The following is a 25992-nucleotide window of genomic DNA, read 5'->3' as shown; positions in this document are numbered from 1 at the left end:
TCGCATACCCGGCTTCACCGCGGTTGCACCAGTCGCGCGATCCAAGCGCGGCTGTCGGCGGGGTCGATGACGTCGTCGAGTTCGAAGCTCGTCGCCGCCTGCAGGGCCTTGCCCTGCTGGTAGGCGAGGGCGACGAGCCGGTCGAACAGTTCCTCGCGCTCCCGGGGTGTCTCTGCGGCGTCGAGTTCCTTGCGGAATCCGAGACGCACGGCCCCTTCGAGTCCCATTCCGCCGATCTCCCCCGTCGGCCACGCGACGGTGAATTCGGGTGCGTGGAAGGATCCGCCGGCCATCGCCATCGCGCCGAGGCCGTAGCCCTTGCGAAGGATGATCATGCCGAACGGGACGGTCAAGCGTGCGCCGGCGACGAAGAAACGTCCGAAGCGGCGCACGGTGGCGTCCTTCTCCGATTCCGGTCCGACCATGAATCCCGGTGTGTCGCACAGACTCACCACGGGAAGCCGGTGTGATTCGCACAGTTCCAGGAAGTCCGCGGCCTTGTCGGCGGCTTCGGCGTCGATCGCCCCGCCGCGGTGGGCGCTGCTGTTGGCGAGCACACCGCAGGAGGCGCCCTCGACGCGCATCAGAGCGGTGACGATGCCGACGCCGTAGTCCGGGCGCAGTTCGAGCACCGATCCGAGGTCGGCGATCGCGTCGATCGCCGACCGCACGTCGTAGGCGCGGAGCCGGTTCTCCGGCACCACATGTCGCGCGAGACGCGGGTCGGGTGCCTGCCGGTCCTCGTGCGGCGCGGTGAAGTAGGCGAGATATCGCCGGGCGACGTCCACGGCGTGTGCCTCGTCGCGCGCTGCGACGTGCACGACGCCGTTGCGGCGTTGCACGTCGATCGGCCCGATGTCCTCGGGGCGGTGCACGCCGAGTCCTCCGCCCTCGATCATCGCGGGGCCGCCCATGCCGATGTTGGCGTCGGGGGTCGCGATGAGCACGTCGCACACCCCGGCGAGCGCGGCGTTGCCCGCGAAGCAGCGGCCGGAGACGACCGCGACGGTGGGCACGCGTCCGCGCAGCGACGCCATCGAGCGGAAGGTGGGCAGGTCGAGGCCCGCACCGGAACCGGCGTCGACGTCCCCGGGTCGCCCGCCACCACCCTCGGCGAACAGCACGAGCGGCACCCGCCGCCGGGCGGCGAGTTCGAGCAGCCGATCGGTCTTGCGGTGGTTGTTACGGCCCTGGGTACCTGCGAGGACGGTGTAGTCGTAGGACATCACGACCACCTCGGCCCCTCCGATCCGGGCGGTGCCGCCGACGAGTCCGTCCGCGGGGGTGTTCGCGATCAGGTCCTCCTCGCTGCGGCGGCCGCGCTGCGCGGCGAGGACGAGCGGCCCGTATTCGACGAAGCTGCCGCCGTCGACGAGGTCGGTGATGTTCTCGCGCGCAGTGCGCCGGCCCCGCCCGTGCCGCTTCGCCACGACCTCGGGCCGCGCCGCGTCGGTGGTGATCTCGTGCCTGCGGCGGATCTCGTCGAGGTCGGCACGGTCGGCGTCGAGGTCGACCGCGGCGATGTCGTCCGTCGCGGTGTCCGCGTCGAGCACGCGGACCACCGCGAGCACGGTGCCCGGGTCGACGGTGCGGCCCGGCTCGACGAGCACGCGTTCGACCACGGCGCTGCCCGGTGCCCGGATCTCGTGCTGCATCTTCATTGCGTCGAGCACGGCGAGCGGCGCACCGGCCGGAAGGGTATCGCCTGCGCGGGCGATCTCCACGACCGTGCCGACCATCTCGGCGTGCACCGCGTGTTCGTCGGCGCGCAGATCCGTGTACTCCACCGGCGCGGTCGTGGCGGTGTCGACGAAATCCGCGAGCCGCTCCCCCAGCCACGTGGTGTGGACGTTGCCGGACCGGAACTCCTTGTCGTCCAGGATCTTCTGCAGGAGATCGCGGTTGGTGTCCACACCGTCGACGACGAACTCGCCGAGTGCCGTCGACGCCTTGCGCAGCACGGCCGCGCGGTCGCCGGAGCGCACGTACGCGACGACCTTGGCGAGCAGGGAGTCGTAACGTCCGGTCACCTCGAGGCCGGGTCGGCCGTGGGTGTCGACGCGGATGCCCGGTCCGGTGGGAGGCGTGAACGCGGTGAGCGTCCCGGCGGTGGGCAGGGCGATGCCATCGGCGCGCGATGTCTCGGCGTTGACGCGCACCTGCACCGCGATGCCCTGCGCCATCGCAGGACGTCCGCCGATCCCGTTGCCGTCGAAGGTGATTCCTGCGGGGAGGTCGAGTTCGTCGAATCCCGCCCCGCGAGCGATCGCGATCTGGGTCGCGACGAGATCGACGCCCGTCACCTCCTCGGTGACGGTGTGTTCCACCTGGATCCGGGGGTTGACCTCGAGAAACACGAAACCGGCGTCGTGGACGAGGAATTCGACGGTGGACAGCCCGTGGCATCCGACGTTCCCGATCAGCCGGACGGCCGCGCCGTGCAGCGCCTCCCGCAGGGCGTCGGGCAGGTCGGGCGCGGGTGCGACCTCCACGAGTTTCTGGTGCCTGCGCTGCACGCTGCAGTCGCGGTCGCCCAACGCGACGGCGCGGGTACCCGACCCCGACTCGGCAGCCACGACCTGCACCTCGACGTGCCGGGCACGCTCGACGAGCGCCTCGGCGTACAGCCGGTCGTCGTCGAAAGCGGCGAGCGCTTCGGCGGCGGCGAGCCGGAGCGCCTCGTCGAGATCGGCGGCATCGCGGACCACGCGCATGCCGCGACCGCCACCACCCGACAGTGCCTTGACGACGATCCCGCCCGGATGGTCGCGCAGGAAGGCCCGCACGGACTCCGGATCCGTCGCCTCGACGGCAGCGGTCACCGGGATGCCGAGTTCCTCCGCCACCGAGCGGGCGGCCCGCTTGTCGCCGAGGACGCGCAGTGCTTCCGGGGACGGCCCGACGAAGGTGAGTCCGGCGTCCGCACAGGCCTGCGCGAAGGCGGCGTTCTCGCTGAGGAATCCGTAACCGGGATGCACGAGCGTGCATCCGGTCGCTCGGGCGACCCCGACGATCGCCCCGGGGTCGAGATAGGCCGAGGGACCGGACTCCGGTAGGGCCTCGGCTCGCGTGGCGGCGCGGACGTGCGGAGCGTCGGCGTCGTCCGCGGCGTGGACGGCGACGGTGTCGAGTCCGAGGTCCCCGGCCGTGCGGACGACACGCAACGCGATCTCACCCCGGTTGGCTACGAGCAACATCGACGATCCTTCCCTCGGCAGCGGTTGTATCAACTCCTACTCCGGTCGGCACCCGCACCGCAGACCGCCGTCTCACGCAACGACCACGGGACGGTAGCGCAGGGCGCGACCGAGACCGAGCGCCATCAGCACGGACGTGATCGACGCCGTCGCCATGATCGCGGCGAGCACGACCACCTGGAACCGTCCGGCCTCCACCGGCGACAACCCGCCGAAGATCGCGCCGACGAACGCCCCGGGCAGCGTCACCAGACCGGTCGTCTTCGTCTGGTCGGTCGACGGGATCATCGCCGCGTGCACGGCGAAGCGTGCGGGTGAGAGTGTCGCCTGCCGCATCGTCGCGCCGAGTGCGAGCCAGCCCTCCACCTCGGGCCAATGGTCGTCGACGGTTTCGTGGAAGCGGCGACCGGCGAGGGCCGCGACCGTCATGGTGTTGCCGATGATGATGCCGCCGAGCGCGAGCGCGTAGCGCGGGGTGGCCTCCACCGCGCCGGTCGCGAAGACGATGCCCGCCGCGACGACTACGCCGGTCGACATCGCGACGGCCGTCGCCCCGCGCACGACGGCCTCGTTCCCGATCCGCTGGCAGGCCGTCCACCACGCGACGGTGAACATCACCACGAGCACCACGGCGACCCAGCGGGCGTCGGCGATGACACCGGAGAGCACGACGCTGATGAGCGCGAGCTGGACCGCGCCGCGGGCGATGGCACCGACGGGCGCGAATCGGTGCGGGACCCGGAACGCCCACAGCACCGCCGACGAGATCACGGCGAGGGCGAGGATGCCGATGATCGTGGGGATCAGGACGGTCGGGTCGATCACAGGGTCGACGTTAACGTCCCGGTCGCCGGGTGAGGCCCTATCGTCGCTCGGGCGCGGCGCGTCCCCAAAGGCGCTCGGGCGCGGCGCGTCCCCAAAGGCGCTCGGGCGCGGCGCGTCCCCAAAGGCGCTCGGGCGCGGTGCGTCCCCAAAGGCGCTCGGGCGCGGCGTGCGGCAGATCCGCGGTGGACGCCACGGGCCAGTGCAGCGGATCGGGGCCGAGCGTGCGGAGCTGCTCCACCTGCTCGCGGCACCACACCGACACCTCACGGCGTCCCTCGACGACGTCCTCGGAGAACTCCGTCCAGTCGGCCCATTCGGTGTCGTGCACCTCCGACGGTTCGGGGGTGGGCGCCGGCCCGTCGTAGAGCACGCGGAAGACCGGGCAGATCTCGTTCTCGACGATGCCGTTGTCCATCACCGCCCGGTAGCGGAAGGACGGCAGGACGACCTCGATGTCGTGCGCGTCGAGCCCGAGTTCCTGACGCAGCCGGCGGCGCACGGCCTCGATGAGCGGCTCGTCGGGCGCCGGATGACCGCAGCAGCTGTTCGTCAGGACACCGGGGAAGGTCGACTTGTCCAGGGCGCGCCGGGTGAGCAGAACGTTGCCGTGGTGGTCGAAGACGTACGACGAGAAGGCGAGGTGCAGCGGGGTGTCGGTGGTGTGCACCGTGGCCTTCGGCTCGATCCCGACCGCGCGGCCTGCGTCGTCGAGCAGCACGACCTGTTCCATGTGATGTCCTGTTCTGTATTCGTGTCCGAATGCCGGCTCGGCCGGTCGGGCCTCACCGGCCGAGCGGCGCGGTGGGCATCCCCAGTCTCGACCGTGAACGCAGCGTGGTCCAACCGGCCGAGGCCAGCCGCGGTGCCGCCACCGACAACCGCCGGCGCCGCGACACGCGTGCGCGCTGGTGGAGTACCCGGTATCCGCTCTCCTCCACCGCCCGCAGGATGTCGCCGTAGAGGACGAAGGCGGTCCGCATCGCGGGACGCACCTTCGGGTCGAGCAGGTCGATGCCCGGTTCGGCCACACGGTAGATCGAGCGGGTGTGCGCGATCAGGTGCGCGAGGGCGCGTTCGAACCGCACGTCGCGCTGTCCGGTCCGGCGGCAGTGCCACAGCAGGTCCTCGTCCACGTCGAAGGCGGCGAGGATGTCGGCGGGCAGGTAGATGCGGTCGCGGTCGAGGTCCTCACCCATGTCGCGAATGAAGTTGGTGAGCTGGAAGGCCTCACCGAGTGCGGCGGCGGGAGCCTCGGCCTGTTCGCGTTCGCCCTCGATCCCGAGGATGGGCAGCATCTGCAGCCCGATGACGGCGGCCGAGCCGTACATGTACTCCGACAGTTCGTCCATCGTGCGGTACCGCGACCGGAACAGTTCGGTGCCGGGGATGTCCATCCGCATCGACCGCAAGAAGGCGTAGTAGTACTCGTGCGGGATGTCGTACCGCTGCGTGGTGTCGACGAGGGCCCGCAGCACGAGACCGAATTCGTCGTAGGTCGGCGGCCTGCCCCCGAGCGCGTCGGACAGACGGCGTTCGAGCGCGTCGAGAACCGGTGCCGCGTCGACCGGTTTCACGTCGACGATGTCGTCGACCATCCGCGCGAAACCGTAGAGGGCGTGCACCCCGGCCCGTTTGGACGCCGGGAAGATGCGGGTCGCGAGGAAGTAGGTCTTGCCATGGCGCCGGTTGAGCTCACGGCACAGTTGATACGCCTCGTGCAGATCGGGATCGATCCCGTCGAGTTCACCCATGGGCAACCGCACCTGCTTCCATCGGAATCGACATCGTCGTGAGCCCGGCAGTCGCGCCACCGGAGATACGTTCTGCGGCAAGACGTCCGGAGATGATCACGGTCGGGACGCCGACACCCGGCGTGGTACCCGACCCGGCGAGGACGACATTGTCGACGCCGTGCACGAGGTTCGGGCGGCGGAAGGGCCCGGTCTGCCGGAACAGGTGCGCCGCCGAGAAGGGGCTGCCGTCGAGCATGCCCTTGTCGGCCCAGGTCCGCGGGGTGTCGATGTGGTCGACTCGCATCGAACTCGCGAGTCCCCGATAGCCGCGCTGCTCGAGGACCTGCTGGATCTCCCGCATGTACGGCCTGCCGAGTCGGCCCCAATCGAGGGGTGCGGCAGCGAGATTCGGGCACGGCGCCAGCACCGAGACCGGTTCGCACTCGACACCGCCGCGCACGACCCGCAGGGACGGATCGGTCACGGCAGGTCGCGTGATGAGCAGGGACGGATCGGCCATCAACCGGCCGCGGCCGCGCGGGGCGGTGATCCGCGCGAAGGTCTCCGCCCACTCCTCACCGAAATCGATGGTGTGGTGGGAATCCGGCCAGGCCTGTGTCACCTCGGTGGGCACCGTGCCGTGGAAGACGACGGCCGAGGGCGACGCGACGGTGGCGCTGCGGGCGCGGCGGCGCGGCGGGACCCCGGCGCGCAGCAGCAGGTCGTCGACCACGGGCAGGTCCACGGTGAGGACGACGGCGTCGGCGGCGAACTCCCGGCCGTCCGCGGAACGCACGCTCTTCGCGCGGCCGCCGTCGACGCGGAGTTCCGACACCTCGACCCCGGTGTGCACGGTGCCGCCGTTGCGGACGAGCGCATCGACCATCGCGGCGGCGATGGTGGACATGCCGCCCTTCGGAAAGTAGACGCCGAGCGAGGTGTCCATGTGGGCGATGGCGCCGTAGACCGCCAGGGCCGTCGACGGTGCGGTGCCCGCGTACAGGGCCTGGAAGGTGAAGATTCGCCGGAGCCGGTCGTCCCGGATGAACGACCCGACGCGCGATCCGAGCCGGCCGAAGCCGCCGAGCCGGACGAGGTTGGCGGTGTCGCGCAGCGCCGCGGGTGTCGACACGAGGTCGAGCGGCGAATCGAAGTTGGAGTCGATGTAGCGGTCGAACTCGGCGTCGAAGATCGACGCGAGCCAGCGGCGCAGCCGCCGATATCCGCCGGCCTCCTCGGAACCGCACACGCGCGCGATCTCGGCGGTCATCTCGTCCGGATCGGAGTACACGTTCAGGGCGGTGCCGTCGGCGAAGCGCGCGTGGTAGCCGGGTGCGAGCGGGGTGAGGTCGAGCGCCGGGATGGTCGAGTCGAAGGATTCCCCGACGGCCGCGAGCGCGTCGGCGATGAGGTTCGGCATCGTCAGCACACTGGCGCCGTTGTCGATGTCGTAGAGATGCCGCCCGTCCTCGAACACCGGGTACGTTCCCACGCGACCACCGACCGTGTTCTCGCGTTCGAGGACGGTGACGCGCTTGCCGGCACCGGTGAGGTGGAGCGCCGCGGACAGTCCCGCGAGGCCCGCACCCACCACGACGACGGACTCGACGGAGCCGCCGACCGACCTCACGCCTTGCCTACCTGCGCGCGCGGGGTCGTCTGCTCGGTGCGCGTGCGCGCTTCCATGAACAGCTGGAGGAAACCCACGGACGGGTACGGGTGCCGATTCTCGTTCTGCCGGGCTTCGTAGTTGGGCATGATCGGTGTTCCTCTGGTCGTCGCCTGAGCGGCGTGGGCGTGCGTAGTGGTTCGTGTCGGTCGGTTCGGGTGACGGCCCTCACGCCGTCTCTCCCCGTATTCGGAGCCCGTCGTCGAGCGGATGGGTCGGGTCTGCGGATTCGTCCCGGCCCTGGACGGGCGCGATACGGTCGAGGTATGGCTGCCCGCAAGACCGCTGTACTCCGACGGCCGTCGGAGACCGACGACTACCTCTACGAACCCGTCGATCGCAGGATCAGAGGTGAGTGGTTCGGCCGGACGGTGGTCGACAGCACCCGGGCCGTGCTGGTGTGGGCACCCGGCAAGCCCGTTCCGTTCTATGCCTTCCCCCGCGAGGACGTCCGGCTCGACCTGATCGCGGCCTCCCTGTCACCGAGCCGCTCCCGGCAGGACGTCTGGCAGTGGTACGACATCGTCGTCCGCGACCATCGGGCCTATTCACCGGTCTGCCAGCTCGACGTCGACGGTCTCGACGACCGTCTCGTCTTCCAGTGGTTCCGGTGGGGCGAGACCGGGCCGGGCGACGACGTCGACGAGGGCGAACGGTGGTTCGAGGAGGAGACCGAAGTGTTCACCCATCCACGCGATCCCTATCACCGCGTCGACGCCCTGCGCAGCTCCCGGCACGTGCGGGTGACCATCGGCGACGTCGTGGTCGCCGAGACCCGCAACCCCGTACTCGTGTTCGAGACCGGCCTCCCGACCCGCTACTACCTCCCTCCCGAGGACGTCGACTTCTCGGTGCTCGAGGAATCCGAGTGGCGGACGAGCTGCCCCTACAAGGGCGTCGCCCGATACTGGTCGTTCTCCGGCACACCGCCTGCCGAGAACGTCGCATGGTCGTATCCCGAGCCGTTCCCCGGCATGGAGCCCATCGAGGGATACGTGTGCTTCTACGACGACGCCGCGGAGATCACGGTCGAGGAGTGAGTGCGTCGGCTGCGGGACGCAGCGCTGCCCCGATCCCCGAGCCGCGGGCCTGGCGCGCACTGGCGGCCCTGTGCGTGGGTCTGTTCATCACCCTGCTCGACCAATCGCTCGTCGCGGTGTCGCTGCCGCGTATCCGCGAGGATCTGGACGCGAGCATCAACCAGGTGGTGTGGGTGTCGGCGGCCTATCTGCTGACCTTCGCGGTGCCGCTGCTGGTCACCGGTCGTCTCGGCGACCGTTTCGGTCAGCGCAACGTCTACCTGGTGGGCATGGCGATCTTCACGGCCGCGGCCTTCGCGTGCTCGATGGCTCCGACGATCGAGTGGCTGATCGCGCTGCGTGCGGTGCAGGGGCTCGGCGGGTCGCTGATCAACCCGCAACCGCTGAGCATCATCCACCGGATCTTCGCGCACGACCGGCGCGGTGCGGCCACCGGTGTGTGGAGCGCGGTGGCCAGCTCGGCGGGTCTGTTCGGGCCCGTCCTCGGTGGGGTGCTCGTCGGTACCGGTGGGTGGCGGTGGGTCTTCTTCGTCTACATCCCGCTGGGCCTGATCTCTCTGGTGATGGTCGCGCGGTACGTGCCGAAACTGCCGACCGGGGCGCGTCGCATCGACGTGCTGAGCGCCGTCGTCTCGCTGGTCGCGGTCACCGGCGTGATCTTCTCCCTGCAGCAGGGTCCCGATGTCGGCTGGACCGTGTGGGTGTGGGTCGTCCTCGGTATCGGGATCGTGGCGTTCGGGGTGTTCGTGCGTCTGCAGCGGACCGCGGTGGCCCGCGGCACCGAGGCGCTGGCCCCGCTCGGGTTGTTCACCCGCCGCAACTTCACCCTCGGGGTGACCGCCGTGGCGACGCTGGGTTTCACGGTCTACGCCGTGAACCTGCCGATCATGCTCTACCTGCAGGTGGGTCAGGGACTGTCCGCGCAGGTCGCAGGTCTGATGCTGGTACCGATGGGCGTGATCTCGGTGATCATGGCGCCCTTGATCGGGCGGGTCACCGATCGGGTCGCGCCGGGCCGGATCTCCCGGATCGGTTTCTCCGCGATGATCGCGGCGATGCTGTCGTTCGGTGTGGCGATGCATCTCGAGGCCACCGTAGGCTGGCTCCTGATCCCGATCGTGCTGCTCGGTTTCGCGAACTCGTTGTGCTGGGCCCCGAACTCGACGATCGCGTTGCGCGACCTGCCCGGTGACCTCGTAGGCGCCGGATCGGGTGTGTACAACACCGCCCGGCAGGTCGGTGCGGTACTCGGTGCGGCCGCCCTCGGTGCGGTGATGCAGATGGGTGAGGGGGCGCTCGGGTTCGGTGCCGCGATGGGCAATGCGGTGTTGCTCCCGGTGGTCTTCCTCTTGGTGGGACTGGTGGCGGTCTCCCGTTTCCGAGAGAGTTCCACCGTCACCAGCGCAACGGGTGCGTGAGCAACCGCCATCGGCGCAACGGGTGCGTGAGCAACCGTCATCGGCGCAACGGGTGCGTGAGCAACCGTCATCGGCGCAACGGGTGCGTGAGCAACCGTCATCGGCGCAGCAGGTGCGTGACCAGGCGTCCGCCTTCCTCCAGGGACATGTGGGGAAGATAGGCACGACCGACCGCGATCCCGATGGTCGGCAGCGCCGCCGGGTCCGGGAACACCATGTACAGCGGGCGGTAACGGGGCTGGAACTTCGCCTTGAACGCCAGCAGCGAGCGGAATCCGTATACCGGTTCGAGCGTGCGGCCGAGCAGATCGAGCAGGGCGTCGAGGGCTCCTCGGTCGAGTCCGGACCCACCGTCCATACTCGCGAGGGGCGCCCCCGACAAGCTCAGGAATTCGAGGCCCTCGTCGGCGGCGGACCGTGCCGCGGACGCGATGAGGAATTCCATGGCCGGCCGGAAGCCGTCCGAACGTCGCCGCATGAAGTCCAGCGTCAGCCCGACCACCTTCCCGTCCCGGTGGACCGGCATCCACGACGTGATCGCATGGACGTGGTCGTTCGCGTCGACCGCGAGCAGCAACCGGACTTCGGGATCGCGCAGTTCGGCGACTCCTCCGAGCGTGAACCCCATCTCGGGCAGTCCCTTGTCGGCCACCCATTCCTCGGAGATGTCGACGATCTGCTCGGTCACCGACAGCGGCGCGGCGGCGAAGGTCGTCCATCGCGCTTCGATCCCGTCCTTGGCAGCACGGTTGAGGGCGGTGCGGACGTCCTGGAACTTCTTGCCCTTGAAGGCGAGGTCCGCGAGATCGACGACGGTCTCCTCACCCACCTGCAAACAGGTCCAACCGTGGTCCCGGGCGATCGTCGCCGTCTCCTCGCCCACCGAGTACAGGCACGGTGTCCATCCGTTGCCGAGGCAGTACGCCGCGAACTCGTCGATCGTCTCGGTCATCGAGGCGCGCTCACCGATCGGATCCGTCGCCGTCAGGGCGACACCCGAGTGGACCCGATACGCCACGGCGTGCCTGCCGTCGGTGCCGAACCAGTACCGATTCCCCGCCCAGGTGGTCATCCACGACATCGATCCGCCGCCCGGGTCGTGCAGGAGTTCTCGCACCCGCTGCTCGTCGCCGAGGTCGACCCCGGCAGGGGGCACGAGGAAGCTGCGCCACAGGAGCACGCAGAAGGCGACCCAGACGATCACGCCGATCCACTCGAACAACAGGGTGGCGGCGGTGTCGAGGGGCATCACGGGAGGCTCGAAGAGCTGGAGGTAGACCGGTGGAAGGAGCCGGCGCGGCGCGTCGCGGAGCAAGGTGCCGATGCCGGGATCACGATCGAACCCCTCCGCCACCAGCGTGCCCACCACCACGTACGTCACGAGCGCGATGCCTGCGGCGGCTGCGGTTCCGGCCCATACCCGGCGATAGGTTCCCTGCGGTGCACGGACATCGAACAGGGTGCGGGTCAGCAGTAACAGGGCGAGCACGGAGACCAGCGCGAGGAGTGGCGCGAGTTCCATGGATACGGAGCTGTGCCGGTGGATTCCGTACAACAGGGAGCGGGTCTCGTCCTGTTCGGTCACGCGGACGATCGTGCTCGCGGCGGCCACGACGATCAGCACGATGTGTCCTCCGACCGAGAGGAACCATGCTGCCCGCCGCCCTCGACGCAGCCCTTCGGCACCGATCAGCAGCAGTACCGACGGCATGAGATTCGCGACGAGCGGACCTGCACCGGAGAGCCGAAGGGCCTGTTGCCCTTTCCGGCACTCGTCGTGCAGCGCGGGATCGGCACACACCTCGACGAGTTCTCGCGGGGTGTAGGGAACCTGCTCGAACAGCTCGCGTAGCGCGGACAGCGGTCCGATCGAGTGTGGGGAGAGCGCCGCGAAGATCGGGCCGAGCACGCTCGCTGCGACCACGAGCGCGACGAGCGTGCGGCGCTCCCGGATGGTGCCGCCGAGCACAGGACGGCGCACACCACGTCCGAACAGGAGCGGGCCGGCGAGCAACCCGGCCAGCGCGACGGTCACCCTGTTCACGTCCTGCAGGTGTCCGGCGAACAAAGCTGCGGTCACCAGGAAAACCAGCAGGAGTGTCCGGATGCGGCGACGCCACAGGGTGCCCATCGCGGTGGTGGAGGCGAGCAGGACGCCGAGCACCCACGCCAGCGGGTCCTCGGTGAGGTGGGTGTGCAGCTCCCTGCCCCACAGGTTCGGCACCAGGGAGGCGACCTGAGCAACGAGCAATGCGAGTGCCGCGCCCAGGCCCTGTGAGACGAGCGCGGCGAGCGTGAACCTGCGACTGCCGATGCGACGTTCGACCGGCACCGCGACGGCGAGGATCGCAATGCTTCCGAGCACATACTCACCGGGACCGGAGGCGAACAACCCTGAAGTCCACAGTGTCCACAGGTGGCCGTCGGTGATATTCGGGATCCCGAGCGACATCTCGGATGCCGTTGCGTGCGACGGCCCGTTCCTCACAGAACCGGTGACGACCGCCAGGAACCAGATCAGCACGAGCAGTCCGCACGAGACGGGCGCCCGGAGCACCACCGTCCCGGTGCGGGACATCAGCACCCCCGCCCCTGTGCGGCGCATCAGTTGCCGAGCCCGAGCCGTTGTGCGAGCCATGGCAACTCCTTCTCGAGCCCTGCGGACCACAGGGCGAAGCTGTGTGTGCCCGGCAGTTCGGTGAGGTGGACGTCCATCCCCGCGCTCCGAGCCAACGAAGCGAGTTGTTCCACCCCGGCACGGTATTCGGAATCGTCGAGTCCCACCACGAAAGCACCGGCGGAATCGGGATACCGATTGGGTGCGAGCAGGTCGGCAGGATTGTTGCGCGCGAATGCTTCCGCATCACCACCGAACACGTCCCGGATCGTCGACGCCCGGTCACCGATGGTCGGCTCGGCCTGTCCCGACATGTCCAGAAAGGTCGGGTAGACATCTGGCCGGGTGGTCGCGAGTTGCAGTGCGCACGTTCCGCCGTACGAGAGTCCGCCCACGGCCCGTGCCCGTGGGTCGTCGTCGACCTGCAGGTCGTCCCGTACCCACGCCGGAACGTCGACGGCCAGATAGGTCGCCACGTTGCCGAGATGCGAGTCGGCGCACAACGGGTTGTCGAACTGGCCTCCGGTGCCGTCCGCGAGCACGACGACCGGCGCCAGGCCGTGATGCTGCGCGGCATAGGCGTCCATGGTGGACGGGAGATGTCCGCCCACGAGCCAGTCCTCCGGACTGCCGGGCTGTCCGGCGAGCAGTACCAGCACCGGCAGTTCCGGTCGTGGATCCGAGAAGTAGGCCGGCGGGAGGTAGACGCGGGCTTCCCGCGCCCGGAATCCGGAGACTGTTCCGGGAATTGTCACAGAGGTGACCGCACCGGTCGCAGGCAGATCGTCCGACGCCGACCAGTCCTCCACCGGCACGGTCTGCGATGCCCGGAGGGAGGGGTCGTCGAAGGGGACGGTCCGGTAGTCGCTGATTCCGAGAACAGTCCGAACGGTGGGATAGGCGTCGTAGACCGCGTCGATCCGGCCCGCGGCGGAGATCACGACGAGTACCGCAGACACCACGAGTGCCGTCGCGACGAGTGGTCGGGCCCGGTCGCGACGTCGCACGAACCATCGTCCGATCAGTAGGGAGACGGCGAGCAGTGCCGTTGCCGCCCACCCGTACACCGCCCACGGCAGACGATCCGGGAACGGTTTCCACACCTTCTCGATCAGGAGGGCGGCTACCACCGTCGAGCCGAGGGCGGCGGTTACTGCGAGGGGTACTCCGTGTGCGAACCACACCCGGTAGCGGCGGAGGAGCAACACGATCAGACCGATGACCGTGAGGATCGCGAACACCGCGGTCGCCGTGGGGGTGGTGAGCGGTATTCCCAGCACTCCGTTCACCATCCTGGTCGAGGACATGGCGATCAGTATGCGCGGCCTTACACCCACCTGTCCGACATCACCGTCGAGACCATCGCAGAACAAGCGGAGGTTTCTACACGCACGCGCTGATCGCCGCTACGGCGGCCGGTGCGGTGCTGTTCGTCGCGGTGGAACGACGCGTCGCCGAACCCGCGATCGGCTGGTGCTCCTGTCGACCCTCGGCGCGGACACCCCGATCTGGGTGCTGGGCTGCTGGTTCGCCGTGCTCGGCATCGGATTCGGCACGTCCATGCAGCTTCTCGTGCTGATCGTGCAGAATTCCGGTTCTCGAGGCGTACAACGACGCGCTCGTGCCGATCTACCTGTACATTGCGCCGCTCGTGGTGGTCGCCGGGGTCCTGCTGTGCCTCGTCGTCGAGAAACCCCTCGCGACCACCATCGCGTGGAAGAGCGATCCGGCTCCTAGCGACCCGGCAGCCACTGCATCGACTTGACGAAGGGGGCGAGCACCTTCGCCCACATCCGCCGCGGAAGTCCGCGCGGGCCGTCGAGATTGAGCAGGCGCGTCGTCGCGATCGTCTGCGCCTCGGTGTACTTGTACAGGCCCTCCGCGCCGTGGCGGCGTCCCATGCCGGAGATGCCCATACCGCCCATCGGTGCGTCGGTGCTGCCCCATGCCGGGGCGTATCCCTCGTCGACGTTCACCGTGCCGGCACGCACCCGCGCGGCGATGGCCTCGCCCTGCGCCTTCGTCGCGCCCCACACCGATGCGTTGAGCCCGTACTCGGTGTCGTTGGCCTCGCGGATCGCTTCTTCGACATTCTCCACCGGATAGATCGACACCACCGGGCCGAACGTCTCGTTCCGGTAGCACTCGGCGTCCTCGGGCACGTCGGTGAGCACGGTGGGTTCGAAGAACAGCGGTCCGAGGTCGGGCCGCGTCTTCCCGCCGGCGACGACGGTCGCGCCCTTGGCGACGGCGTCCTCGATGTGCCGGGTCACCGTCTTGACCTGGCTCTCGCTGATGAGGCAGCCCATCTCGGTACCGAAGTCGTAGTCGGGACCGAGCGACATCTCGCGCACCCGTGCCCCGAACATCCGGATGAACTCGGGGGCGATCGACTTCTCGACGTAGATCCGCTCGATCGAGATGCACAGCTGCCCGGAGTTCGAGAAGCATGCCCGCACGGCGGCGTCGGTGACCTCGCGCAGGTTCACCCCGGAGGTGACGATCATGGGGTTCTTGCCACCGAGTTCGGCGGAGAACCCGATCAGGCGCCGGCCGGCCTGCTCGGCGAGCAGACGTCCCGTCTCCGACGAACCCGTGAACATCAGGTAGTCGGTGCTCTCGACGATCGCGGTGCCCACCACGGTGCCGGGACCGGTGACCACGGCGAAGACGTCGCGGGGAACCCCGGCCTCGTAGAGGAGTTCGACGACGGCGAGCGCGCAGTAGGGCGTCTGGCTGTCGGGCTTGAGCACCACGCTGTTGCCGGCGAGCAGGGCGGGGATCGCGTCGGAGACGGCCAGCGTCATCGGGTAGTTCCACGGCGCGATCACGCCGACGACGCCCTTGGGATGGTGCAGGACGGTGGTCTTCGTCAGGACCGGCAGCATGCCCGTGGCCTTGCGGGGGCGCAGGAGCTTCGGTGCGACGCGCGCGTAGAACCGCGCGGTCATCGAGATGTCGAGCACCTCTTCCTGCGCGGAGACACGGGACTTGCCGGTCTCGGCCTGCGCCATGTCCATGAGCTGCTCGCGTCGGGACAGCACGAGCTCGCGGTAGCGGTGCATGATCGCGGCACGCTTCTCGACGGGCAGCTTCGCCCACGCGACCTGCGCGGTGCGGGCCCGGTCGATCGCGGCCTTCGCGTCATCGGCCGTGCCGACCGGCACGGTGGCCAGCTCCCGTCCGGTGAACGCCTCGACGACGGGGCGGGTGGTCCGCTCGGCGGCGTCGGGGATCGCGATGAGGTCGGCAAGACGCTGGAAGGTCGCAGCGCTCGGAGCTGGCATGTTGCACCCCTACCGGTGAGTAGTACTTGCAGTTTCACTAAACCTACCCGGGTGCGTGTGTGCTGTCACACAGGCGTGGCGTCGAGGCCCGTCTCCCGATCGTCGCGTCGCTCGGGACCTGCTTCGACGATCCCCTGAGCGACCTCCGAGAGAGGGACGTTGCTGTCCTGCGAGAGCCGGCGCAACAGTTCGAAGGCCGCAACGGCATCGATACCGAAACGCTCCATGATCATGCCCTTGGCCTGCCCGATGATGTCGCGGGTCGCCAGGGCGGACGCGAACTGTCCCCGACTGCGGGCCGCGCTCATCGCCATCGCGGCATGAGCGGCCAGGACCTCGGCGGTCGCCTCCGCCGGAGGACCGAACGCCTCGGCTTTCGCAGAGAACATGTTCAGCGCTCCCATGCTCTCCTGATCGAGATACAGCTGGAACGACAAGGCACTGAACGCACCCGCGTCCACCGCGGCCTTCGCGAAACGCGGCCAGCGGGTCTCCGTCCGCAGGTCTTCGGAGCGCACCACGAGATATTTGAAGCTCGCATCGAGGCACGGACCTTCCCCGAACTGTTCCTGGACGTCGTCGAGATGCTCGGCGAGTTCCGACGTCGCGGCGAGAGAGCGGAAATGCTTCCTTCCGGTCACGATGAGGATGTCGGCGCAGTCGGCCCCCTCCACCAGTTCGACCGCGGCCGCGGTCACGCCGCGCAGGGTCTCGTCGAGATCGGCCGGATGGTAGAAGCCGCGAGCGAGCTGGGCCATACGCCGCCCGAGATCGCCCGCTTCCGACGCACGTGTCATGGGTTCATCCCTTCTCCACCGAGTTCGTAACCCCGCGGATCCGCCGACCGTATTGCCCGACTCAGCGAGCTCTACACCGCCGTCCTCCTCATCAGAACACGACCTCTTCCATTTCTACCCCGATAGTCTGGACTGATGGATCCGCCGGTGACCCGGTATCTACCCCGCGATGGTCACAATCCGGCCTACGGGGTGGCCGGAACCGGCCCCACCGACGTCGTGTGGTTCTTCGAGGTCCAGATGCGTCTGGACCTGTTGTGGACCGATCCGTACATGCACTCGCTCTTCGAACGCCTCGCCACCTGTTCGCGCGCCGTCTGTTTCCAGCGCCGCGGTTTCGGGCTCTCCGATCCCGTCGACCACGTGCCCACGATCGAACAGCAGGCCGAGGACGTCCCCGCCGTCATGGACGCCGAGCAGATCCGGCACGCCACCCTCATCGAGGATCGGCCCGATCGCCCAGGAAGCCGGAGTGGGAACCCTGGTGCTCTCGCACATGGTCCCGGGCAATCGGCCCGATTCCACCTGGGAAGGATGCGGCGCCGGATTCGACGGGCGCCTCGTCATCGGCCACGACCTCGACGTGATCGGCGTCGGAGCCCCGGCCTGACCCCGTGCGTCGGAGACGCAGCGTGAGCCCGTTCTATTCGCCCGTGTAGAACGCACTCGTCCGCTCGGCGGCTGCGCGTGCCTGTTCGGGGTCCTCGCCCGCGGCGATGTCGGCCTCGCACCAACCTTCGCTGCTGTCGCGGACGAACTGCAGACCTTCCTCGGACATTGACCAGGTCTCGAATTCCTTCGGATCCACCGTTTCTCCCGATTCGATGTGCAGTCCGAGTCCGAGAAGCGCCTGGTCCCAGCCGATACCGACTGCGCCCGGACCGTACTGCTCCCAGTGCTCGTCGGGGTGGGCGATGTGCGTCAGTTCCAGGCGCGCCCGGTCTCCCGGTTCGGGCAGGACCGACACCTCGATCCAGCTCACGCGACCAGCGAATTCCCAGGTGGCCCTGAACGTCCGGGGCGGTTCGCAGGTGAGGACCTCACCGCCGGCGTTGCCCTGGAGCTGGTACCGGCCACCGACCTCGAGGTCGCCCTCGACGGGCAGGAACCAGCGGGGGATGCGCTGCGGGTCGGTGCACGCCTCCCACAGGTCCTCGGCGCTCGTGCGGTAGCTGCGCGAGATCGTGACAACCTTGGCCTCGTGGCCCTCGACGGTGCGACGACCGACCGTGCGGCGACTCGTCTCGTTGCTCGTGATCACGTTCTTCATGAGGATTTCCTTCTCTCGTCGGAAGCAGGGAGCGCGGGCGGGACGGCGTCGCGGCTCCGCCGCTCACGCTTGCCGCGCGCGATCTCGGTCTCCAGGGCGTCCAGCGCCGCGAATACCGGCGTATGCAGACCCGCGAGCCAGTCCTCGAGTTCGACGAGGACCTCGGGATCGAGTTCGTAGTAGCGGCGGGTGCCGTCCTTGTGGACGGCGGCGAACCGCTGGTCGCGCAGGATCTTGAGATGTTGCGAGACCGCCGGCTGGGAGATCGAGAACTCCCGGCCGATCGCCGCGACGATTTCACCGGCCACCTGCGGACCGCCCGCGAGCAGTTCGAGAATGCGGCGGCGAACCGGATCTGCGAGGACCTCGAACCCGTGCATGAACCAACTATATAAGTTCCTACTTATATTCACCAGAAGGACGGTTCCGCTACCTAGACTTCGACATATGACGACAACGACGCGCGTCTCCGAGGAAAAGGTCGACCGAGCGGTCATCGACGAACGGGCCCCCTCGGTCGCCCGCCTGTTGCTCGATCGAGTGGCCGCCACACCCGACGCCGAGGCCTTCCGCTACCCCGACGGGAAGGACGGCTGGACGTCGGTCACCTGGGAACAGACCGGGGATCGGGTACGACTGCTCGCGGCCGGCTTGATCTCCCTGGGTATCGAGGCCGAGGACCGCGTGGCCCTCGCGTCGTCCACCCGCTACGAATGGGTGCTCGGCGACCTCGCCGTCATGTGCGCGGGCGCCGCAACCACCACCGTCTACCCCACCACCCACGCCGACGACGTCGCGTTCATCGTCGCCGACTCCGGCAGCCGGATCGTCATCGCCGAGGACGCCGGGCAGGTCGAGAAGCTCGTGAGCCACCGCAGCGATCTGCCCGAGGTGGCGAAGGTCGTGGTCGTCGAGGGCACCGGCGACGGTGATTGGGTCATCAATTTCGATGAGCTCGCCGACCTGGGCCGTGGCCTGCTCGCCGAGGACTCCGGAGCGGTGCTCAACCGCATCCACAGCATCAGGGCCGAGCACCTGGCCACCCTCATCTACACCTCGGGTACCACCGGCAAGCCGAAGGGCGTGCGCCTGCCGCACTCGGCGTGGACCTACGAGGCCGCCGCCATCGACGCGCTGCACATGCTCAGCTCCGACGACCTGCAGTATCTGTGGCTGCCGCTGTCGCACGTCTTCGGCAAGGTGCTGCTCACCCTCCCTCTGCAGATCGGCTTCCCCACCGCGGTGGACGGACGTGTCGACAAGATCGTCGAGAACCTCGCGGTGGTCCGCCCGACCTTCATGGGTGCGGCCCCGCGCATCTTCGAGAAGGCCCACGCGCGCGTCGAGGCAATGATGGAGGAGGAAGGCGGCGCCAAGAAGAAGATCTTCGACTGGGCCGTAGGCGTGGGCCGGAAGGTGTCGAAAGCGAAGCAGGCCGGCAGGTCGCCCGGACTGCTGGACAAACTGCAGCACGGCCTCGCCGACAAGCTGGTCTTCTCCACCATCCGCGAACGCTTCGGCGGTCACCTGCGGTTCTTCATCTCCGGTTCGGCGGCGCTCAACCCCGAGGTCGGCGAATGGTTCGACGCCGTCGGCATCCCCGTCCTCGAGGGTTACGGACTCACCGAGACCTCTGCCGCGACGTTCGTCAACCGTCCCTACGCCAACCGCATCGGCACGGTCGGCTGGCCCGTCCCGGGCACGGAGGTCCGCATCGCGGAGGACGGCGAGGTGCTCGTCCGCGGCCCCGGTGTGATGACCGGCTACCACAACCGGCCCGACGCGACCGCCGAGTCGCTCTCCGACGACGGATGGTTCCACACCGGCGACATCGGCAGCCTCGACGATGAGGGCTACCTGCGCATCACCGACCGCAAGAAGGACATGTTCAAGACGTCGCAGGGCAAGTACGTCGCCCCGTCGTCGCTGGCAGCGACCTTCAAAGGCATGTGCCCGTACGCGTCGGAGATCGTCGTCTACGGGGAGGGCAAGCCCTACTGCGTGGCGCTGGTGGCGCTCGATCCGGAATCCGTCGGCGAGTGGGCGAACAAGAACGGTGTGAGCGGATCGTTCGAGGACATCGCACGGCACGACAAGACCCACGATCTGATCTCCGGATACATCGACGAGCTGAACCTGCAGCTCAACCGGTGGGAGCAGATCAAGAAGTTCACGATCATCGAGCGTGAACTGTCGGTCGAATCGGGTGATCTGACGCCGAGCATGAAGCTGCGCAGGAAGGTCGTCGTCGACAACTTCGCCGACAGGCTGGCAGGCCTCTACGAAGGGTGACGGCCTATCCTGGGTCTCATGATGAGTAGTGCACGACCGAATTTCCTGCAGCGGATCGGCTACATGTTCGGTCGCGCGCTACCGCCCGAGATGCGGGAGTGGGTACGCGACGACGTCCTGGGCCCCGGCGGAACACGCCGCTACCTGCTGCGATGGAACCTGCCGATCATCCCGCTGCTCCTGCTGTTCCTGCTGATCCCGGGGCCGGTGTGGATCCCGATCGCGATGATGCTGTTGCTGCTGCTGCCATGGGTCTACTTCTCGGTGGCGTTGATGCCCATCTGGCAGCGGCACCGCCTCCAGCAGCACGGTCTCGATCCGGAACTGCTCAGCGCGAAGGCACGCGCCCGCGCCGCCCGCGAACGAGAGGACTACGAACGCCGTTTCGGTCGCGCGTCCTGACCGGACCTCCCACGGTGCGGGGCAGCGTGTCCGCTTATCCTCGCACCATGAGTGACACCCCTGCCTTCACAGCCACAGCAGACCTCGCCGACGAGATCGGCCCGGACATCCGCAGCTGCGACACGCAGTTCATTCAGTTCGGCGGCCGCACCGAGTTCGTCGGCCCCATCACCACCATCCGCTGCTTCCAGGACAACCTGCTCGTCAAGCAGACCCTCTCCGAGCCGGGCAACGGCGGCGTGCTCGTCGTCGACGGCGGTGGCAGCATCCACACCGCGCTCGTCGGTGACATCATCGCCGGTCGCGGTGTCGACAACGGCTGGGCCGGGGTCATCGTCAACGGCGCGGTCCGCGACTCCGCCATCCTGCGCACACTCGACATCGGCATCAAGGCCCTCGGCACCAACCCGCGCAAGAGCACCCAGACCGGCTCCGGCGAGAAGAACGTGCCCGTCGAGATCGGCGGCGTGACGTTCAACCCGGGCGAGATCGTCTACAGCGACTCCGACGGCGTCGTCGTCCGCGTCGAGAACTGATCAGCCGAGCGCGCGGGTCGACCCGCTATTCGTGCGCGACCCGCGCGCTCGCCCCGGCGATCTCCACCACGTCGCCCACCTTCAGCTGACGGCCGCGACGCACCTCCACCTCACCGTTGACCGACACCAGGCCGTCGGCGATCACTTCCTTGGCCTCCGCACCCGACTCGATGAGGCTGGCGAGCTTGAGGAACTGACCGAGCCGGATCGACTCGTCACGGATCGGTACATCGAATGCGTCGGACATGGCACCCATTGTCCCCGACACTGGATCCATGGCCCGCCCCAGCATCATCTGGTTCCGTCGTGATCTCCGACTGAACGATCTGCCCACCCTGCTCTCGGCCACCGAGGCCGCCGACGACGTCCTCGCCCTGTTCGTCCTCGACGACGCACTGCTCCGCCCGTCCGGTGCCCGCCGGCGCGACTTCCTCATGGGATGCCTGCAAGCCCTCGACCGGGATCTCGGCGGGCGCCTGCTCGTCGTCCAGGGAGACCCGATGGTGCTGGTGCCGCAAGTCGCCGCCGAGTTCGATGCGGCCGCGGTCCACATCAGTTCCGACCACGGTCCCTACGGCACGCGACGCGACCGAGCGGTCGCCGAAGCGCTCGGCGACGTCCCGCTGGTGGCCACCGGCTCGCCGTATGCCGTCACGCCGGGCCGCATAACGAAACCCGACGGCACTGCATACAAGGTGTTCTCGGCCTTCCGCCGCGCCTGGAACGACCACGGATGGCACACACCCGCGGCAACCGGACCGGACACCGCCGACTGGGTCGACCCGAGCGGCTGCTCCACACGCGTGCCGATTCCCGAAGCCGGCGACGAACCCACACCTCCCCCCGGAGAGGCGGCCGCACTGGAGCGATGGCGCGAATTCCTCGACGACGGTCTCGAGCGGTACGCCACCGACCGTGACCGGCCGGCCTACGACGGCACGAGCGGCCTGTCGCCCTATCTGAAGTTCGGCTGCATCCATCCGCGGACCCTGCTGCACGACATGAGGAACCGGTCGGACGAGGGGGCCGTCACCTTCCGCAGCGAACTGGCGTGGCGCGACTTCTACGCCGACGTCCTGTTCCAGCGGCCCGAGACCGCCCGGACCAACTACAACAGCGACTTCGACGCCATCACCTACGATTCCGGACCCGACGCCGACGCCCTGTTCGCCGCGTGGTGCGAGGGCCGCACGGGATTCCCGATCGTGGACGCCGGGATGCGGCAGCTCCTCGCAGAGGGCGTCATGCACAACCGGGTGCGGATGATCGTCGCGTCGTTCCTGACGAAGGACCTGCACCTGCCGTGGTGGCGTGGGGCGCGACATTTCATGAAGCATCTGGTGGACGGCGATCTGGCCTCCAACCAACACAATTGGCAGTGGACGGCGGGCAGCGGCACCGACGCCGCTCCCTACTTCCGGGTGTTCAATCCGACCCGGCAGGGCGAGAAGTTCGATCCGACGGGTGAATACGTACGCAGATGGGTACCCGAACTGCGGAGCATCGACGGCGCTCGTGTGCACAGCCTGCCCGACGGCCCTCCGGACGGATACCCGGAACCGGTCGTCGATCACGCACACGAACGCCGCGTCGCTCTGGACAGATACGAGCGGATTCGCTCACCCCGATGAAGAAGACGGCGAAACGACCCATCCGGTCGTGGCGGTGCTCCGAACAACTTCTGGACGGACAACCTGTTCGCCGTACACCCAACGAAAGGACATCGCAGTGCGCGCTCTCGTCGAGGCAGCTTTCATGACCATCCACAACCCGCTCGTCGACGCATACACCTTTCTGATCAGCGTCCTTCCTGCTTGAGTGGATACGGTGCAGGAGTCCGCCCCGGCGCCGTCACCACCGGGCGCCCCGGCGCCGTCACCACCGGGCGCCCCGGCGCCGTCACCACCGGGCGCCCCGGCGCCGTCACACCGGGCGCCCCGGCGCCGTCACCACCGGGTGAGCATCACTGCAAACAGGAGGTAGGGCATGGGCATCGAATTCTCGAGCGTCGTCGACGCACCGCGTGACGAGGTGTTCGACTGGCACTCCCGGCCCGGCGCCATCCTCCGCCTGATCCCGCCCTGGCAGCCGATGAACGTCGTCGCCGAGGCCGACTCCCTCGAATCCGGTACGGCCGTCCTCGGTCTCCCCGGCGGTCTGCGCTGGATCTCCCGGCACAGACCCGAGGATTACGACCCGCCAGCACGTTTCGTGGACGAACTCTCCCACGACGGCCTGTTGTCGCGCCCCGCCACCGTCATCGGCTCGTGGCGCCACGAACACCGCTTCGATGTCGTCGACGAATTCCGCACCCGCGTCACCGATCGCGTCGACACGCCGGTACCGGGCTGTTTCCTCACCCAGACCTTCCGTTACCGGCACCGCCAGCTCGCCGACGATCTCGCGAGCCACCGCTGGTCGCACGCGCAGGGCATCCGACCCGGGACGGTCGCGGTGACCGGATCGAGCGGACTCGTGGGTACTGCCCTGACGGCCTTCCTGTCCACGGGTGGCTACCAGGTAGTCCGCCTGGTGCGCCGGAAACCGCAGCGCACCGACGAACGATGCTGGGACCCTCAGGATCCGGCGCCCGACCTACTCGAAGGCGTCGACGCCGTCGTCCACCTCGCGGGCGCGTCGATCGCGGGACGGTTCACCGACTCCCACAAGGCCGCGATCCGCGACAGCCGCATCGAACCGACACGCCGACTCGCCGAACTCGCCGCGACCACACCCAACGGTCCCGCGACCTTCGTCTCCGCGTCCGCGATCGGCCTCTACGGTTACGACCGAGGAGACACACCGCTCGACGAGAACGCATCACGTGGAACGGGTTTCCTCGCCGACGTCGTCTCCGATTGGGAGGCCGCGGCACATCCCGCGGAGAAGAAGGGCATGCGGGTCGTGCACGTACGCACCGGCATCGTCCAGACACCCCGCGGCGGAACGCTCCAGTTGATGCGGCCGCTGTTCGCGAGCGGTCTCGGTGGCCGGATCGGCGACGGCCGGCAGTGGTTCTCCTGGATCGACATCGATGACCTCCTCGAGGTCTACCACCGTGCCCTCACCGACCCCGGCCTGACCGGACCGGTGAACGCCGTTGCACCGCAGCCGGTGCGCAACGAGGAGTACACCCGGGTACTGGCGTCGGTGCTGCACCGGCCCGCACTGCTGCCCGTCCCCGGTTTCGGCCCCCGGTTGCTGCTCGGCGACGAGGGTGCACGCGAGGTCGCCCAGGCCGATCAGTTCGTCGTCCCGAAGGCGCTGATCGACGCCGGGCACCGGTTCCGGCGTCCCGATCTCGAAGCGTCGCTGCGCCACCAACTCGGCCACATCCTGGAGGAACCGTGAGCGGAAAGCGTGTCCTGGTCACCGGAGCGACCGGCTACATCGGTGGCCGGCTCGCTCCGCGCCTGCTCGAGGCGGGTTACCGGGTACGGGTGCTCGCGCGCAGCCCCGACAAATTGCGCGACGTGCCGTGGGCCGACGACGTCGAGATCGTCCGTGGCGACCTCGACGACGCCGAATCGCTGCGCGCGGCATGCCGCGACATCGACGTCGTGTACTACCTGGTGCATTCGATGGGTGGTCGCGACGAGTTCGTCGACGCGGAGAAGCGAGCGGCGCAGAACGTCGCCGACGCGGCACGCGACCACGGCGTCTCCCGCATCGTGTACCTCGGTGGGCTGCACCCGGAGTCGGGTGATCTCTCACCGCACCTGTATTCACGGGCCCAGGTCGGACGTATCCTGACGGATTCCGGTGTTCCGACGCTCGTGCTGCAGGCCGGCGTCGTGATCGGTTCGGGTTCGGCGTCGTTCGAGATGATCCGCCATCTGAGCAACCGACTCCCCGTCATGACGACCCCACGCTGGGTGAACAACCGGATCCAGCCCATCGCGGTGCGCGACGTCCTGCACTATCTGCTCGCTGCCGCAGATGCACCCCTCCCCCGCAGTGGCACCTACGACATCGGTGGGCCCGACGTCCTGCGGTACGGCGAGATGATGCAGCAGTACTCGGAGGTCGCCGGTCTGACGAAACGCCGGATCCTCGTCCTGCCCGTCCTCACACCGAAGCTCGCCGGTTTGTGGATCGGTCTGGTCACGCCGATTCCTCCGCCTCTCGGTCGCGCGCTCCTCGAATCGCTGTCGACCGACGCGGTAATGCGCAACCATGACGTCGACTCGATCATCCCCCCGCCGGAATCCGGCCTCACCGGCTACCGCGACGCGGTCCGGCTCGCCCTCGGCCGTATCGAACGGGGAGAGGTCGAGACGACGTGGACGAACGCATCACCGGTCGGTGCACCCGCCGATCCGCTTCCGTCCGACCCGGACTGGGCCGGCGAGGTCGTCTTCACCGACGAGCGGTCACTCGAGTCGGATTCGTCCCAGGAGAAGGTGTTCGCCGTCGTCGAGAGCATCGGCGGCGAGAACGGTTGGTATTCCTTCCCGTTGGCGTGGACCATCCGCGGCTGGCTCGACCGGTTCGTCGGCGGCGTCGGACTCCACCGCGGTCGCCGCGACCCGAAAACCCTGCATACCGGTGACGCCCTGGACTTCTGGCGCGTCGAACGGATCGAACGCCCGACGCTGCTGCGCCTGCGCGCGGAGATGCGGGCACCCGGCGGAGCGTGGCTCGAGTGGCGGGTCGAACCGCTGGAGTCGGGCCGGTCGCGCGTGCACCAGCGGGCGATCTTCTTCCCGCGAGGGATCGCCGGCCGTCTGTACTGGTACGTGCTGGTCCCGTTCCACGGCATCATCTTCCGGGGGATGCTCGAGAACATCGCGGGTACGGCCGGCCGCTAGAGCGATCCGCTACATCTTTCGCCATCCGCTACGGCAATTGCTGTAGCGGATGGCGAGTTCGCGAGCGGATGTTCTCGGGACGACGGATCTGGGTGGTG

23 protein-coding genes are annotated in these 25992 nt (G+C 68.6%); 9 read left to right on the top strand and 14 right to left on the bottom strand.

The genetic code is table 11. The features are described from left to right. Window positions 1-14: 14 nt before the first annotated feature. The 6 genes from AC6CID_RS10430 to AC6CID_RS10405 form a co-directional block, all read right to left on the bottom strand. The gene (locus AC6CID_RS10430; protein ID WP_498353923.1) at window positions 15-3197 is read right to left on the bottom strand and encodes an acetyl-CoA carboxylase family protein; all 3183 of its coding nucleotides are present in this window, start codon (window positions 3195-3197) and stop codon (window positions 15-17) included. Between the two features lie 72 nt (window positions 3198-3269). After that, window positions 3270-4022, bottom strand: a complete 753-nt coding sequence (locus AC6CID_RS10425; protein WP_498353922.1) for an ABC transporter permease — start codon at window positions 4020-4022, stop codon at window positions 3270-3272. A gap of 37 nt (window positions 4023-4059) precedes the next feature. Further along, window positions 4060-4752 carry an isopentenyl-diphosphate Delta-isomerase gene (gene idi, locus AC6CID_RS10420; RefSeq protein WP_498353921.1) on the bottom strand — a complete coding sequence of 231 codons (693 nt, stop codon included), beginning with the start codon at window positions 4750-4752 and terminating at the stop codon, window positions 4060-4062. A gap of 52 nt (window positions 4753-4804) precedes the next feature. After that, a complete protein-coding gene (locus AC6CID_RS10415; protein ID WP_006553367.1) occupies window positions 4805-5773 on the bottom strand; it encodes a phytoene/squalene synthase family protein in 969 nt (322 codons plus the stop codon). Continuing rightward, entirely contained in the window at window positions 5766-7385 is a 1620-nt protein-coding gene (gene crtI, locus AC6CID_RS10410) for a phytoene desaturase family protein (RefSeq protein WP_039583614.1), read from the bottom strand. Before crtI ends, AC6CID_RS10415 begins: the two co-directional genes overlap by 8 nt. Continuing rightward, the gene (locus tag AC6CID_RS10405; RefSeq protein ID WP_019290392.1) at window positions 7382-7513 is read right to left on the bottom strand and encodes a hypothetical protein; all 132 of its coding nucleotides are present in this window, start codon (window positions 7511-7513) and stop codon (window positions 7382-7384) included. Before AC6CID_RS10405 ends, crtI begins: the two co-directional genes overlap by 4 nt. A 177-nt stretch (window positions 7514-7690) precedes the next feature. Between AC6CID_RS10405 and AC6CID_RS10400 the strand changes: the two genes are divergently transcribed. Both AC6CID_RS10400 and AC6CID_RS10395 read left to right on the top strand, forming a co-directional pair. Further along, complete coding sequence (locus tag AC6CID_RS10400; RefSeq protein WP_019290393.1) at window positions 7691-8464, top strand: DUF427 domain-containing protein; 774 nt, start codon at window positions 7691-7693, stop codon at window positions 8462-8464. Beyond that, complete coding sequence (locus AC6CID_RS10395; protein WP_498353920.1) at window positions 8461-9882, top strand: DHA2 family efflux MFS transporter permease subunit; 1422 nt, start codon at window positions 8461-8463, stop codon at window positions 9880-9882. Before AC6CID_RS10400 ends, AC6CID_RS10395 begins: the two co-directional genes overlap by 4 nt. Window positions 9883-9979: 97 nt before the next feature. Here the strand turns inward: AC6CID_RS10395 and AC6CID_RS10390 are convergent, their stop codons facing one another. The 5 genes from AC6CID_RS10390 to AC6CID_RS10370 form a co-directional block, all read right to left on the bottom strand. Further along, entirely contained in the window at window positions 9980-12487 is a 2508-nt protein-coding gene (locus tag AC6CID_RS10390; RefSeq protein ID WP_498353952.1) for a bifunctional lysylphosphatidylglycerol flippase/synthetase MprF, read from the bottom strand. Continuing rightward, window positions 12487-13806, bottom strand: a complete 1320-nt coding sequence (locus tag AC6CID_RS10385; protein ID WP_094979626.1) for an alpha/beta hydrolase — start codon at window positions 13804-13806, stop codon at window positions 12487-12489. Before AC6CID_RS10385 ends, AC6CID_RS10390 begins: the two co-directional genes overlap by 1 nt. A gap of 426 nt (window positions 13807-14232) precedes the next feature. Beyond that, window positions 14233-15786 (bottom strand): succinic semialdehyde dehydrogenase, encoded by a 1554-nt coding sequence (locus AC6CID_RS10380; RefSeq protein WP_064061462.1) that lies wholly within the window; start codon window positions 15784-15786, stop codon window positions 14233-14235. 65 nt (window positions 15787-15851) lie between these two features. Next, window positions 15852-16583: a GAF and ANTAR domain-containing protein gene (locus tag AC6CID_RS10375; RefSeq protein WP_064061461.1), complete on the bottom strand. Its 732-nt coding sequence runs from the start codon at window positions 16581-16583 to the stop codon at window positions 15852-15854. Window positions 16584-16742: 159 nt separating this feature from the next. Further along, window positions 16743-17012, bottom strand: a complete 270-nt coding sequence (locus AC6CID_RS10370; protein WP_019290399.1) for a hypothetical protein — start codon at window positions 17010-17012, stop codon at window positions 16743-16745. 43 nt (window positions 17013-17055) lie between these two features. On the opposite strand from AC6CID_RS10370, the gene AC6CID_RS10365 reads away from it, so the two are divergent. Beyond that, on the top strand, window positions 17056-17193 hold the full coding sequence (locus AC6CID_RS10365; RefSeq protein WP_019290400.1) for a hypothetical protein: 138 nt from the start codon (window positions 17056-17058) through the stop codon (window positions 17191-17193). A 33-nt stretch (window positions 17194-17226) separates the two neighbouring features. Here AC6CID_RS10365 and AC6CID_RS10360 read toward each other — a convergent pair whose 3' ends face one another. Then, window positions 17227-17853 (bottom strand): SRPBCC family protein, encoded by a 627-nt coding sequence (locus AC6CID_RS10360; protein ID WP_064061460.1) that lies wholly within the window; start codon window positions 17851-17853, stop codon window positions 17227-17229. After that, window positions 17850-18233: an ArsR/SmtB family transcription factor gene (locus AC6CID_RS10355; RefSeq protein WP_006553358.1), complete on the bottom strand. Its 384-nt coding sequence runs from the start codon at window positions 18231-18233 to the stop codon at window positions 17850-17852. Before AC6CID_RS10355 ends, AC6CID_RS10360 begins: the two co-directional genes overlap by 4 nt. Before the next feature lie 67 nt (window positions 18234-18300). Between AC6CID_RS10355 and AC6CID_RS10350 the strand changes: the two genes are divergently transcribed. The 3 genes from AC6CID_RS10350 to rraA are packed head-to-tail and all read left to right on the top strand — an operon-like array spanning window position 18301 to window position 21083. Next, on the top strand, window positions 18301-20145 hold the full coding sequence (locus tag AC6CID_RS10350; protein WP_217579312.1) for an AMP-dependent synthetase/ligase: 1845 nt from the start codon (window positions 18301-18303) through the stop codon (window positions 20143-20145). An 18-nt stretch (window positions 20146-20163) separates the two neighbouring features. Further along, on the top strand, window positions 20164-20547 hold the full coding sequence (locus AC6CID_RS10345) for a DUF5313 family protein (RefSeq protein WP_006553356.1): 384 nt from the start codon (window positions 20164-20166) through the stop codon (window positions 20545-20547). Window positions 20548-20594: 47 nt separating this feature from the next. After that, window positions 20595-21083: a ribonuclease E activity regulator RraA gene (rraA, locus tag AC6CID_RS10340; RefSeq protein ID WP_006553355.1), complete on the top strand. Its 489-nt coding sequence runs from the start codon at window positions 20595-20597 to the stop codon at window positions 21081-21083. Window positions 21084-21108: 25 nt separating this feature from the next. Here rraA and AC6CID_RS10335 read toward each other — a convergent pair whose 3' ends face one another. Next, the gene (locus AC6CID_RS10335; RefSeq protein ID WP_006553353.1) at window positions 21109-21330 is read right to left on the bottom strand and encodes an RNA-binding S4 domain-containing protein; all 222 of its coding nucleotides are present in this window, start codon (window positions 21328-21330) and stop codon (window positions 21109-21111) included. Window positions 21331-21358: 28 nt separating this feature from the next. Between AC6CID_RS10335 and AC6CID_RS10330 the strand changes: the two genes are divergently transcribed. The 3 genes from AC6CID_RS10330 to AC6CID_RS10320 all read left to right on the top strand — a co-directional run bounded on the left by AC6CID_RS10330 (window position 21359) and on the right by AC6CID_RS10320 (window position 25894). Next, a complete protein-coding gene (locus AC6CID_RS10330; protein WP_064853058.1) occupies window positions 21359-22714 on the top strand; it encodes a cryptochrome/photolyase family protein in 1356 nt (451 codons plus the stop codon). Between the two features lie 355 nt (window positions 22715-23069). Beyond that, on the top strand, window positions 23070-24434 hold the full coding sequence (locus AC6CID_RS10325; protein WP_006553351.1) for a TIGR01777 family oxidoreductase: 1365 nt from the start codon (window positions 23070-23072) through the stop codon (window positions 24432-24434). Beyond that, complete coding sequence (locus AC6CID_RS10320; protein ID WP_363888716.1) at window positions 24431-25894, top strand: SDR family oxidoreductase; 1464 nt, start codon at window positions 24431-24433, stop codon at window positions 25892-25894. The genes AC6CID_RS10325 and AC6CID_RS10320 overlap by 4 nt, the downstream gene beginning before the upstream one ends. The last annotated feature ends 98 nt before the right edge of the window (window positions 25895-25992 follow it).

It is taken from the genome of Rhodococcus sp. GQ147, assembly GCF_059759155.1.
The sequence above is the reverse complement of the archived record's forward strand: the minus strand, read 5'-3'. Positions and strand labels throughout refer to the sequence as shown.